The sequence below is a fragment of the Burkholderia sp. PR2 genome, assembly GCF_052372875.1.
GTDB classification, from domain to species: Bacteria; Pseudomonadota; Gammaproteobacteria; order Burkholderiales; family Burkholderiaceae; genus Burkholderia; species Burkholderia diffusa.
In genome coordinates this window covers 1,727,739-1,739,759 of sequence record NZ_JBQRWH010000001.1, presented here as the reverse complement: position 1 = coordinate 1,739,759, position 12,021 = coordinate 1,727,739, and the positions used below count along the sequence as shown (strand labels likewise).

The 12,021-nt window shown below is 67.0% G+C and carries 15 protein-coding genes; 12 read left to right on the top strand and 3 right to left on the bottom strand.

Annotation, left to right across the window (positions count from 1 at the left end; all coding sequences use genetic code 11):
* Positions 1–13 precede the first annotated feature (13 nt).
* From ACT2FV_RS07590 to ACT2FV_RS07575, 4 genes are all read left to right on the top strand, one after another.
* Positions 14–601, top strand: coding sequence for a phosphatase PAP2 family protein (locus tag ACT2FV_RS07590; protein WP_444503555.1), 588 nt, complete (start codon positions 14–16; stop codon positions 599–601).
* Between the two features lie 432 nt (positions 602–1,033).
* On the top strand, positions 1,034–1,822 hold the full coding sequence (locus ACT2FV_RS07585; protein WP_444503554.1) for an SDR family oxidoreductase: 789 nt from the start codon (positions 1,034–1,036) through the stop codon (positions 1,820–1,822).
* A 34-nt stretch (positions 1,823–1,856) separates the two neighbouring features.
* A complete protein-coding gene (locus ACT2FV_RS07580) occupies positions 1,857–2,873 on the top strand; it encodes an NADP-dependent oxidoreductase (protein ID WP_059601622.1) in 1,017 nt (338 codons plus the stop codon).
* A 166-nt stretch (positions 2,874–3,039) separates the two neighbouring features.
* Positions 3,040–3,543 carry a thioesterase gene (locus ACT2FV_RS07575; protein WP_444503553.1) on the top strand — a complete coding sequence of 168 codons (504 nt, stop codon included), beginning with the start codon at positions 3,040–3,042 and terminating at the stop codon, positions 3,541–3,543.
* Positions 3,544–3,552: 9 nt separating this feature from the next.
* Here ACT2FV_RS07575 and ACT2FV_RS07570 read toward each other — a convergent pair whose 3' ends face one another.
* The 3 genes from ACT2FV_RS07570 to ACT2FV_RS07560 all read right to left on the bottom strand — a co-directional run bounded on the left by ACT2FV_RS07570 (position 3,553) and on the right by ACT2FV_RS07560 (position 5,859).
* On the bottom strand, positions 3,553–4,605 hold the full coding sequence (locus tag ACT2FV_RS07570) for an AI-2E family transporter (protein ID WP_059678859.1): 1,053 nt from the start codon (positions 4,603–4,605) through the stop codon (positions 3,553–3,555).
* Between the two features lie 231 nt (positions 4,606–4,836).
* Complete coding sequence (locus tag ACT2FV_RS07565) at positions 4,837–5,421, bottom strand: BPSL1445 family SYLF domain-containing lipoprotein (RefSeq protein WP_059601628.1); 585 nt, start codon at positions 5,419–5,421, stop codon at positions 4,837–4,839.
* Positions 5,422–5,472: 51 nt separating this feature from the next.
* Positions 5,473–5,859, bottom strand: a complete 387-nt coding sequence (locus ACT2FV_RS07560; RefSeq protein WP_059531622.1) for a DUF883 family protein — start codon at positions 5,857–5,859, stop codon at positions 5,473–5,475.
* Here ACT2FV_RS07560 and ACT2FV_RS07555 point away from each other — a divergent pair.
* The 8 genes from ACT2FV_RS07555 to ACT2FV_RS07520 all read left to right on the top strand — a co-directional run bounded on the left by ACT2FV_RS07555 (position 5,858) and on the right by ACT2FV_RS07520 (position 11,932).
* Positions 5,858–6,130 carry a hypothetical protein gene (locus ACT2FV_RS07555; protein ID WP_444503552.1) on the top strand — a complete coding sequence of 91 codons (273 nt, stop codon included), beginning with the start codon at positions 5,858–5,860 and terminating at the stop codon, positions 6,128–6,130. The genes ACT2FV_RS07560 and ACT2FV_RS07555 overlap by 2 nt on opposite strands.
* A 393-nt stretch (positions 6,131–6,523) precedes the next feature.
* Positions 6,524–6,877 (top strand): YciI family protein, encoded by a 354-nt coding sequence (locus ACT2FV_RS07550; RefSeq protein ID WP_059466554.1) that lies wholly within the window; start codon positions 6,524–6,526, stop codon positions 6,875–6,877.
* A 124-nt stretch (positions 6,878–7,001) separates the two neighbouring features.
* Positions 7,002–7,421 carry a YciI family protein gene (locus tag ACT2FV_RS07545; protein WP_059466553.1) on the top strand — a complete coding sequence of 140 codons (420 nt, stop codon included), beginning with the start codon at positions 7,002–7,004 and terminating at the stop codon, positions 7,419–7,421.
* Between the two features lie 35 nt (positions 7,422–7,456).
* Positions 7,457–7,873: a VOC family protein gene (locus ACT2FV_RS07540; protein WP_059601629.1), complete on the top strand. Its 417-nt coding sequence runs from the start codon at positions 7,457–7,459 to the stop codon at positions 7,871–7,873.
* Complete coding sequence (locus ACT2FV_RS07535) at positions 7,870–9,138, top strand: RNA polymerase sigma factor (RefSeq protein WP_444503551.1); 1,269 nt, start codon at positions 7,870–7,872, stop codon at positions 9,136–9,138. The genes ACT2FV_RS07540 and ACT2FV_RS07535 overlap by 4 nt, the downstream gene beginning before the upstream one ends.
* Before the next feature lie 283 nt (positions 9,139–9,421).
* Entirely contained in the window at positions 9,422–9,844 is a 423-nt protein-coding gene (locus tag ACT2FV_RS07530; RefSeq protein ID WP_059466550.1) for a rubrerythrin family protein, read from the top strand.
* Between the two features lie 123 nt (positions 9,845–9,967).
* Positions 9,968–11,305, top strand: a complete 1,338-nt coding sequence (locus tag ACT2FV_RS07525) for a heterodisulfide reductase-related iron-sulfur binding cluster (protein ID WP_151048598.1) — start codon at positions 9,968–9,970, stop codon at positions 11,303–11,305.
* A gap of 45 nt (positions 11,306–11,350) precedes the next feature.
* Positions 11,351–11,932 carry a DUF3501 family protein gene (locus ACT2FV_RS07520; protein ID WP_444503550.1) on the top strand — a complete coding sequence of 194 codons (582 nt, stop codon included), beginning with the start codon at positions 11,351–11,353 and terminating at the stop codon, positions 11,930–11,932.
* Positions 11,933–12,021: the final 89 nt, after the last annotated feature.

Here is a 12,021-nt window from a genome sequence, read left to right as displayed (position 1 = left end):
TTCGACGTCCGTTATGTGGAGTGAAATCAGCAACATCGGCGACGCCGCGCTGACCCTGCCGGTCGCGCTGACCTGCGCGGTCTGGCTCGCCCTGTCCGACTGGCGGCTCGCGGTGCGCTGGATCGTGCTGCTCGCGGCCGGCATGAGCCTGGTCGGGGCGACCAAGATTCTCTATGCGGGCTGCGGTGTCGAAATTCCGCAGTTCGACTTCCGCGTGATCAGCGGCCATACGATGCTGTCGACGTCCGTGTGGACCGTCGCGCTGTCGATGCTGTGGCAGGCCTTCCGTGCCGGCAAGGTGCCGGGTGTGGCGGCGGGCCTCGCCGTCGGCGCGGTGACAGCCGTCGCGCGCGTGTTCGACCATTCGCACACGATTCCCGAAGTCGTCGTCGGCTGGCTGCTCGGCGCGCTGGTCGCGCTGGTGTTCCTGCGGATCTACGACCGGGCGCACAAGCGCTCGGTCTCGCCGCGCATCGCAGCCGTCTGCCTGCTCCTCGTGTCCGGCATCGCGTACGGGAATCGCGCACCGTTCCAGCAGATGATCGATACGCATTCCCCGCAGTTCTGCGCATTCATGCGCACGTCCGGCAACGGGTCCTGATGGCCGTTCTTTCCGGGGCGTCAGCACCCCCGGTGTCACGGTGTCAGGTGAGGTGGTCACCCGCGGTGGCGGCACCTCCGACTCTCATCCCGTTCTTTCCTCGTCATTGTCAAAATCCGGCGTTCTGCCTTCATTGAATCGATATTCGCGGTGATCCGGCGCGCTCGACAGGCTCGTCCCGTCGCCCGGCGATACGCAGGTCATGAACTGCGTCTATGACCGGGCATTACGAATATTCATTTCATCGATCGCCGGCAATCGCGTACGCTGGCGTTCGTTCGATCGTGGCCGCAGCGGCGGCTTGCCCGATTTGTCCGGCGCGGTCCGGCCGGCTCGCTATACTCGCGCAAACCATGCGGCGGTCGGCCGGCGCACGGCAACCGCCGTCGCTGCACCGGTCCGCCTCGACGATTCACGATAGGAGCAGGTCCCATGACAGTCGTTTCCCCGCGCCTCGCAGGCAAGTGCGCGTACATCACTGGCGCGGCCGGTGGCCTTGGCCGCGCGATCGCGCGCCGGATGGTCGAGCAGGGCGCGCGCGTGTTCCTGACCGACATCGCCGACGCGGCGGTGCTCGACGCGTTCGTGCATGAACTCAACACGGGGCACGCGGCGCCGGTCGCGTTCGCGGCCACCCAGGACGTGCGCGACGAGGCGCGCTGGCAGGCGCTGCTCGCGCAGGCGAACGAGGCGATGGGCGGGGTGTCGGTGCTCGTCAACAATGCCGGCGTCGGGTCGATCGGCGCGCCCGCGCAGATCCAGCTCGACGAGTGGCGGCGCGTGATGGCGATCAACGTCGAGAGCATCGTGCTCGGCTGCAAGCACGCGCTGCCGTACCTGGGCGCAAGCCGTCCTGCGTCGATCATCAACATCTCGTCGGTGGCCGCGTTCAAGGTCGAGCCGGATTTCACGGCGTACAACGCGTCGAAGGCCGCGGTCGCGTCGCTGACGAAGTCGGTCGCGATCGACTGCGCGCGCCGCGAGCTCGACGTGCGCTGCAACTCGATTCACCCGGCATTCATTCGCACGGGCATCGTCGAGCCGCTGTTCCAGTCGCTCGGCGAACGCGATGCGACGCGCAAGCTCGCACGCGGCATTCCACTGCGCCGGCTCGGCGATCCGGACGACGTCGCGCATGCGGCCGTCTATCTGGCATCCGACGAAAGCCGCTTCGTGACGGCCGCCGAACTCGTGATCGACGGCGGCATGTGCGCGGTCTGACGCGCATCGACGACAACAACCGGAGGAGAACATCATGTCGACACCCGTGAACCGCCAGCTGCTTCTGAAGACGCGCCCGGAAGGGCGGGTCGGCCGCGAACACTTTTCGCTCGTCGAAACACCGGTGCCGGCGCTCGCCGACGGCGAAGTGCTCGTGCGTGTGCTGTATCTGTCGATGGATCCGACCAACCGCGTATGGATGAGCGACGTGCCGCAATACCTGCCGCCCGTCGCGATCGGCGAAGTGATGCGCGCGCTCGGCATCGGGCGCGTGGTCGCGTCGCGCCATGCGGGTTTCGCGCCAGGCGATCTCGTTCAGGGGCTGGTCGGCTGGCAGGACTATGCGGTCGTGCCGGCCGACCAGGCCGCGCAGCTCGTGAAGCTGCCCGCGCAGTCGGGCCTGCCGCTGCCGACGCTGCTCGGCGCGTGCGGGATGAGCGGCCTGACCGCGTATTACGGGCTGACCGACATCGCGCCGGTGCAGCCCGGCGAGACGCTCGTCGTGTCGGCGGCGGCCGGCTCGGTCGGTTCGATCGCCGGCCAGATCGGCAAGATCCACGGCGCGCGCGTGGTGGGGATCGCGGGCGGCGCGGACAAGTGCCGCTACCTGACCGAGACGCTCGGCTTCGACGCGGCCGTCGACTACAAGGCCGACGATTTTCGTCAGCAGCTCAAGGCAGCGACGCCGGACGGCGTGCACGTGAACTTCGAGAACGTCGGCGGCGAGGTGATGCGCGCGGTGCTGTCGCGGATGGTGATCGGCGGGCGCGTGGCGCTGTGCGGCGTGATCTCGAACTACAACAGCGGCCGCGCAGCGGACGACGTCGGCGTGCTGATCTCGAAGCGGATCACGATGCGCGGCTTCCTGATCCTCGACTACCGCAAGAGCCGCGAAGCCGTGCAGACGCTCGCCGGATGGCTGCGCGACGGCCGGCTCAAGGCCGAGGAAACCGTCGCCGACGGGCTCGAGAATGCGCCCGACGTGCTGAATCGCCTGTTCGACGGCGACCATCGCGGCAAGCTCGTGCTGCGCGTCGATCCGGACGCATGAGCTGCCGCGCTCGCGCGGGTTGAGTCTGCATAGTCCGGGATCAATTTAGGACGTATCCCATATATCGTTCCGGCCGCTCTCCTTAAAGTAATTGCCAGCAAACGGCGGCGTGACATGCGCGTCACGCCGCCGTCTTTCATTTGCACGGCAAAACGGGAGGCGAAACATGCAAACGAAGACGGGGCAGGCAGCACCGGCGGCGGTGCGCGATCGAACGAAGCGGTGCATCGACGCCAGACTGCGGAGCGTCGCAGCGGGGTTCGGCATCGCATTCGCGATGTCGGGCGCGGGTGCGGCTGAGCCGGTGCACGCGAATGGCATCGTGCGATTCAGCGGTGCGCTCGTCGATCTGTACGACGTGAGATTCGACGCGCCGTCGATCGCGGCGTCAAGCAGTGCGACCGCGGCGACACTCCGGTTCGATGCGCATGGCCGGCGCCTGCCCGGCGCGCATGTGGCGCTCGTGGAACTGGATGGCCAGCCGCTTTCGCGGCCCGCGGGAGCGGAGGTTCGCGCGACATGGCGCGATGCGCGCGACGATCGAATCGTGCCGCTGGATCCGGGGCGCGCGCATCGTGTCGGCCCGTATGGCGGCGTGCTGACGGTCGCGGGGCCGGACATGGAAACGGGCGCCGTGGCGCCCGTCGTGATCAGGATTCGACATCCGTGACGCGTTGCGTCATTCGCCCTGTTCGGCTCGCGCGTAAATATCCCAGCTCGCCATGAACAGCGCGGCGACGAGCGGTCCGATCACGAAGCCGTTGATGCCGAACAGCGCCATCCCGCCGAGCGTCGAGATCAGCACGACCCAGTCAGGCATCTTCGTGTCCTTGCCGACGAGGATCGGGCGCAGCAGGTTGTCGACGAGGCCGATCACGCCAACGCAGAACGCGACGAGGATCACGCATTTCCAGATCGCGCCGATCGCGAGGAAGTAGAGCGCGGCGGGCACCCACACGAGGCTCGCGCCGATCGCCGGCAGCAGCGACAGGAACGCCATCAGCGCGCCCCACAGCACGACGCCCTCGATCCCGAGGATCCAGAAAATCAGGCCGCCGAGCGCGCCCTGCACGAGCGCGACCGCGATGTTGCCCTTCACGGTTGCGCGTACCACCGTCGTGAACTTCGCGAGCAGCAGGTTCTTGTGCTCTTCGTCGAGCGGCATCGCGCGGCGCACGCGGCGGCCGATCTCGCCGCCGTCGCGCAGCAGGAAGAACACCATGTACAGCATCACGCCGAAGCTGACGACGAACTGGAACGTGTTCTGGCCGATGCTGAGCGCCTGGGTTGCCGCGAACTGGCTGATCTGCGCGGCACCGTCGGTCAGCTTCTTCTGGATGCCGGGGATGTTGGTCAGCCCGTATTTCTGCAGCAGGTTCTGAATCGACGTCGGCAGCGCGTGGATGATGTCATGGAAGTACTGCGAATAATTCGGTTGCGCGCTCTTCAGCTCCTGGTACACGTACGCGATTTCCTGCACGAGCGTCGCCGCGACGAATACGAGCGGCAGGATCACGATCAGAATGATCAGCGACATCGTCACGAGCGCGGCGAGGTTGCGCCGCTTGCCGAAGCGCGCGGCAAGCCAGCGCTGCACCGGCTGGAACAGGATCGCGAGAATGGTGCCCCAGAAGACGGCGCCGGAGAACGGCGCGAGTATCCAGCACAGTCCGACGGTGACCGCGAACAGCAGGAAATAGAAGAATTTTTGGTGATCGTGTCCGCTTTCCATGGATGGTTCGCGCAGATTGATGCCTGGTTTGATTGAATCTCGTTGCCTCGGGCGCGATCGGCTCGCGAACGTCACGGGTTCGCGGTGAAGCGCGCGCAGGGCGGCCCGATCGGCAGTATGCCCGCAAAGGTGCCGCCATCATAGCCGCCGCGCGCGGCGCACGCGAAAACGCCGCGACCGGAGTCGCGGCGTTGCCGGGAAGCAAATCGGCCCTGGGGCCGTGTCGACACGTCAGATGTGGAGCCGGGTGATCTTGGTGCCGTTGACCGACAGGTCGCCCATCAGGCCCGCGTTGGTCAGGATAAGCACCTCGACTGGAGCGGTGGCCGTATTGGAGTCGACCGCACCGTTCGCGCCGACCTTCACGACCGCGACGGAGGCGTCGGCGCCGGCCGACCAGCCTTCGGACTTGCGGAACGAGTCGAGCGCATCCTGCGTCATGAACAGGAACACGATGGCCTTCGATTGCGCACCGGCCTGCAGGCCCACCGACAGCGACGACGTGTTGTAGTAGCCGACGGTGCTGCCGCCGACACGCAGCGCACCGTTGCCGGACTGGCCACCGACGATGAAGCCGGCCTGCAGCACGTTCGGGAACACGAGCACGCCGCGCGATTTCGCAACGAGCTCACGCGAGCCCGGCACCGTCGAATAGAGGCGCGATAGCGTCGCGTTCACGCTCGCATCGATCGACTCGCGTTTCGACGCGCTGGCCGATGCGTTGTCGGGTTTGTCGGGCGTGGTGGTGCAACCGGCAAGGGCGAGACTGCCGAGCATGACGGCGGCGGCGGCTTTCAGGGCGAGAGACTTCTGCATGGCGTTTCTCCTTCGTTGTCGGGTTGAGAACGGATGGGCGGCCAGCCCCGTTCAACGGCGGGCAAGCAGCAGGCCCGCGACGAACGCGAGGCCCGCGACGACGCCCGCCGTCTGCCATGGGTTGTCGTGCACGGCTTGCGACACGCGCTCGGCCGAATCGCGCAGCCGGGCGGCCGCTGAGCCCGACGCGTAGTCGAGCGTGCTGCGCGCTTCGTCGAGCCGTGACTGCACGCGCTTGCGCAGCGCGGCGATATCGCCGTCGCCGTCGTTCTTCAGCAGGTCTTCCAGTTCATCGACCAGCCCGCGCAGATCGTCCGATACGTCCGCATGCAGATCGCGGGCGGCCGAGCGCGCCGAGCGTCCCACGCGCCGGCCGGTACGACGGATATCGGACAGGCCGCGGTCCAGCTTGTGTTCGATCGAGTCAGTGAGCGCCATGATGTTTATCCTCCTTCGATTTGATTTGCTGGCCGGATTTGCAGGCCAATTTGAAGATAAGACCAATCCCAGCAACCAATGTGATTCACATCAGCCAATTGAGTTTCGAGACAAATTTTCAATTCGTCGGCAAGTTTCCCGGGAAGCCCCGCGCGACGGGGCGGGGCGGTGGTTGAAAAAATTTCGCGCATCGGGCAAAACGGCGTGGCGAGCCGTTGCGCGACATGAAAGTCCGGTAAATATGGCGTCGCGCGATGCGTCAGGTAAATAGTGCCGTTGCATCTGCCAGACCCATGCAATTGCACTAGTCGTCCATTTCTTCGTGGAGCAGGGTTTGTGCCCGCGACGGCTCAGGCGGCACTGTCGTCCAGCGCCAGGTCGATGACGACTGGATTCGAGCGCGCGCAGCGGAGACGACGAGCGAGGCGGCAAGCATGAGCGGCGGCAGGCGTGACAAGGCGCGCTCCACGAGAAGAAAATTCGAGGGTTCGTGCAAGCATTCTGACGGCAACATCGCGTGTTGTGATCGAATTGGCCATCAGGCCAGTGCCGAACGGCCAACGACGACGGCAGGGCCGGCCAAGGCTGCTACGCTGCGCATCTGACACGTCGTTCCGGCCTGCGATCCGAACGCTTGCGCGCACGGCCCCCACAGGAGAATTCCATGTCCTACATGCTGTTGATTGTCGAACCGACCGGCCAGCGCGCCGAACGCACGCTCGAAGACGGGCAGGCGCTGTACGCGCGAATGGTCGATTTCGCGGAGACGCTGAAAGCGCGCGGCGTGCTGCGCGGCGTCGAGTCGCTGGAGCGCTCCGAACGCGCGACGCGCGTGCAGGTGCGCGAAGGCGAGACGCGCCTCGTCGACGGCCCGTTTGCCGAGGCGAAGGAAATGGTCGGCGGCTTCTTCATCGTCGACGTCGACACGCGCGACGAAGCGATCGAGATTGCGCGCCAGTGTCCGGCCGCGCAATGGTGCACGGTCGAAGTGCGCGCGGTCGGCCCGTGCTTCCTGTGACAGCTGCGTCTCGGTATTTACCCTGATTCGTCGCGCGGCACGTCGATCCGGCGGTCTGCCGCCCGTCGTCCGGATAAGGCGCCGATGAGCGGACGCCCTTTTCACCGATGACAAGGAGTGAGCGATGCGATTCATGATCATGATCCGGGCGAACGCCGTCAGCGAATCCGATGCGTTGCCGGACAACCGGCTGGTCGAGGCGATGACGGTCTACCACGAGGAACTGGCCAGGGCCGGCGTGCTGCTCGATGCGAACGGCTTGCGGCCGAGCGCGCGCGGCTGGCGCGTGCGGTACACCGGCGGCAAGGGCACGGTAGTCGACGGCCCGTTCGCGGAGACGAAGGAATTGATTGCCGGCTACACGTTGATCCAGGTGCGCTCGCGCGACGAGGCGCTCGAATGGACGCGCCGGTTTCCCGCGCCGTTCGGTGCCGAAATGGACTGCGAGATCGAGGTGCGGCCGTTGTTCGAGCTCGACGACCTCACACCGAGCGACGCGGTCGAGCGGTTTCGCGATCTCCACGTCGGCCGCACCCACGCCTGATTCTGCGCGAATCCAATCTCACCGGAGCATCCGTCATGCACAAGATGGTTTTCATCAACTTGCCCGTGGCCGACCTGCCGCGCTCGAAGACGTTCTACCAGGCACTCGGCTTCGAGGTCGTGCCGGCCTATACCAACGAACAGGCCGCCTGCATCAAGATCAGCGACACGATTTTCGCGATGCTGCTCGTGCGGCCGTTTTTCCAGACCTTCACCGGCAAGACCATCGTCGATCCGGCGACGCAGGTGCAGGTGCTGTCGTGCCTGTCGTGCGACAGCCGCGCCGAGGTCGACGCGATCGTCGCGAAGGCGCTCGCGGCCGGCGGGTCCGCGCCGCAAGCGCCGCGCGAGTATCCGAACATGTACGGCCACGGATTCGACGATCCGGACGGTCACGCATGGGAGCTGATGGCCATGCCGCTGGATGCGTCCGCCCAGGGGCAGGCGTCGTGATGCGTGAGGCGACTCACCGTGCGATCGAAGCGGTCTGGCGGATCGAGGCGCCGAAGATCATTGCCCGCGCCGCGCGCGTGGTGCGCGACGTCGGCGTGGCCGAGGAGCTCGCGCAGGACACGCTCGTCGCGGCGCTCGAGCACTGGCCCCTCGACGGTGTGCCCGACAACCCGGCCGCGTGGCTGATGACGGCCGTGAAGCGGCGCGCGCTCGACCGGGTCCGGCAGGAGTCGCTGCATGCGGCGAAGCGGGACCAGCTCGGGCATGAAATGGACGTGCTCGAAGCGCATGTCGTCCCCGACATCGCGGACGCACTCGCCGATGCGAGCGCCGACGATATCGGCGACGACCTGCTGCGGCTGATCTTCACGTCGTGCCATCCGGTGCTGTCGACCGATGCGCGCGTTGCGCTGACGTTGCGGCTGCTCGGCGGGTTGACCACGAGCGAGATCGCGCGCGCGTTCCTGTCGCCCGAGCCGACGATCGCGCAGCGCATCGTGCGCGCGAAGCGCACGCTCGCGGCGGCGCGCGTGCCGTTCGAGGTACCGGCCGCCGATGCGCGGCCCGCGCGGCTCGCGTCGGTGCTCGAAGTGATCTACCTGGTGTTCAACGAAGGCCATGCGGCGACCGCGGGCGACGACTGGACGCGCCCGGCGCTGTGCGACGAGGCGCTGCGTCTCGGCCGCGTCCTGGCGGGGCTCGTGCCGGATGAAAGCGAAGTGCTCGGGCTCGTCGCGCTGATGGAACTGCAGGCGTCGCGCATGCACGCGCGGACCGATGCGCAGGGGCGGCCCGTGCTGCTGCTCGACCAGGACCGCAGCCGCTGGGATCCGCTGCTGATCCGGCGCGGCCTCGCCGCGCTCGAGCGGGCGACGAAGCTCGGGGGCATGCGTGGCCCGTACGCGCTGCAGGCCGCGCTGGCGGCGTGCCATGCGCGCGCGCGGCACGCATCGGAAACAGACTGGGCGCAAATCGTCGCGCTCTACGACGCGCTTGCGGAAGTCGCGCCGTCGCCGGTCGTCGAGCTGAACCGCGCGGTGGCGGTGGGGATGGCGTTCGGGCCCGCCGCGGCACTGGAAATCGTCGACGTGCTGCGCGACGATCCGGCGCTCGCCCGCTATCACTGGCTGCCGAGCGTGCGCGGCGACCTGCTCGCGAAGCTCGGCCGCGCCGACGAAGCGAAGGTCGAGTTCCGTCGTGCGGCGGAATTGACCCGGAACGAACGCGAAAGGGAATTGCTGCTGAAGCGTGCGACGGATGCGTGACGCATGACGAGCGACGCCGGTGCGAGTGCACCGGGCGTCGCGCCGGAAGCCCGGAAGCCGAATCTCGAGCGAAACGCCGACCCACCCGGCGACGCGCCCATCAACTTGTCCCTTATTCCCGCCCTCCGCTATCGCGCGGATTGAAAAAGCCTATTGGGGGATGCGAACGCCAGCGCCTAGATTAAAAGGCACGAAGCGTGCGCGTCCGGCATACGCTTCGTGCCCCACATACATCATCGGCCAGGCTTCGCACGCGGCCGCGCCGGCTCGAACGGAGGCACACATGGCTCAACTCAAGGGCAGCAAGACCGAAGAGAATCTGAAGGCCGCATTCGCGGGCGAATCGCAAGCGAACCGGCGCTATCTGTATTTCGCTTCGAAGGCCGACGTCGAAGGCCAGAACGACGTCGCCGCGCTGTTCCGCTCGACTGCCGAAGGCGAAACGGGCCACGCGCACGGCCACCTCGAATACCTGGAGGCAGTCGGCGATCCGGCGACGGGGCTGCCGTTCGGCTCGTCGCGGCTAAACCTCGAATCGGCGATCGCCGGCGAGACGCACGAATACACCGACATGTATCCGGGCATGGCGAAGACGGCGCGCGACGAAGGCTTCGACGAAATCGCGAACTGGTTCGAGACGCTCGCGAAGGCAGAACGCAGCCACGCCAACCGCTATACGAAGGCGCTCGACGCACTCGTCGACTGACGCGGGTCCGGCAGCAAGGCAGCACGGCCCGGCCGGACATCCTGCGGCCGGCCGTGCGTCGATCGCTGCCCGCATCACGCGGGCGGCGAGTCCGCGCGCATGCGCGCCACGCTGGAGCGCCCCATGCCACACAAGGAAGGCAGTCTCGAAGCCCCGACGCGGCATCCGCTCGACTGGCAGTCCGAAGCGTTCTACGACCAGGCCGCGATCGATGCGGAAATGACGCGCGTGTTCGACATCTGCGCCGGGTGCCGGCGCTGCGTGTCGTTGTGCGGCGCGTTTCCCACGCTGTTCGATCTCGTCGACGAAACGCCGATGGGCGACATCGAGGAAGTGCCGAAGGACGCGTTCGGCAAGGTCGTCGACCAGTGCTACCTGTGCGACCTCTGCTACATGACGAAATGCCCGTACGTGCCGCCGCACGCATGGAACGTCGACTTCCCGCACCTGATGCTGCGCGGCAAGGCAGCGCGCTACAAGCGCGGAGAGGCGCCGCTGCGCGACAAGGTGCTGTCGAACACCGACGCGCTCGGGCATTTCGCGGGCATTCCGATCGTCACGCAGACGGTGAACGCGGTGAATCGCACGCCGCCCGCGCGTCACGCGCTCGAAGCGGCGCTCGGCGTCGATCGCAACGCATGGCTGCCGGAGTTCGCACCGCGCAAGTTTCGGCGTGCCGCGAAGCGCTCGGACGGCCCGCCGGTACGTGACGGCGAACGCACGCCCGGCAAGGTCGCGATCTACGCGACGTGCTACGTGAACTTCAACGAGCCGGGTATCGGCCACGACCTGCTGGCGATCCTCGCGCACAACGAGATCCCGTACGAGCTCGTCACGCGCGAAGCGTGCTGCGGGATGCCGCTCCTCGAGCAGGGCAACCTTGAGGGCGTCGCCGCGAAGAAGGCCGTGAACATTCCGGTGCTGGAGCGTTATGCGCGCGAAGGCTATGCGCTGATCGGCGCCATCCCGAGCTGCGTGCTGATGTACAAGAGCGAACTGCCGCTGATGTTTCCCGGCGACGACGCCGTGCGCGCGGTGGCCGATGCATTCTGGGATCCGTTCGAATACGTGATCGCGCGGCATCGCGACGGTTTGCTGAAGACCGACTTCAAGCAGGGCCTCGGCACCGTGTCGTATCACGTGCCGTGCCACGCGCGTGTGCAGAACATCGGCCGCAAGACGGCCGACACGCTGTCGCTCGTGCCCGATACGCGCGTGAACGTCGTCGAGCGCTGCTCGGGGCATGCGGGCACGTTCGGCGTGAAAAAGGCCTTCCATGCGGACGCGATGCGGATCGGTGCGCCGGTGTTCAAGGCGATGGCCGAGCCGAAGCCGGATGTCGTGTCGTCGGACTGCGCGCTCGCCGGGCATCACATCGTGCAGGGCATCGACGAGAAAGGGTTGCCCGCCGCGCCGCTCGCGCATCCGCTGACGCTGCTGCGCCGCGCGTACGGTATCTGAACCGGCCGCTCCACGAAGACATTCGACGCTATCCAAGGACACGCCATGACGCTGACCCGCGACTCGCTGCTGACGCTCGAAGCGTACGCGAAGATCCGCAAGACCGAACACGCGCGGCTCGTCGCGTACAAGCGCCGCCGCGCGGTGGCGCTGGGCAACCATCTGCGTTTGCTGTTCGAGGACGAGACCACGATCCGCTACCAGATCCAGGAAATGCTGCACATCGAGAAGATCTTCGACGAGGCCGGCATCGAAGGTGAACTGGAAGCCTATCTGCCGCTCGTACCCGACGGCACCAACCTGAAGGCAACGCTGCAGATCGAATACGAGCACGAGGCCGAACGGCGGGCGGCGCTCGCGCGGCTGATCGGCGTCGAGGATCGCGTGTACCTGCGGGTCGACGGGCACCCTGACGTCTATGCGATCGCCGACGAGGATCTGGACCGCGACAACGCGGAGAAGACCTCGGCCGTGCATTTCGTGCGCTTCGAACTGGGCGAGCCGATGCGCGCGGCGCTCAAGGGCGGCGCGACGCTGTCGATCGGCTGCGATCACCCGGCCTATACGGTGCCGCCGCAACGGGTGGACGCGGACGTTGCCGCGTCGCTGGCCGGCGATCTGCGCTGATGCGTGCGGCCGGGTGCCGCTTTCCGTATCGCGCGGATTCCCCCATCGTTCCGACCCGGAACGCGGCGCCCGATCGTTGCGCCCGCCAC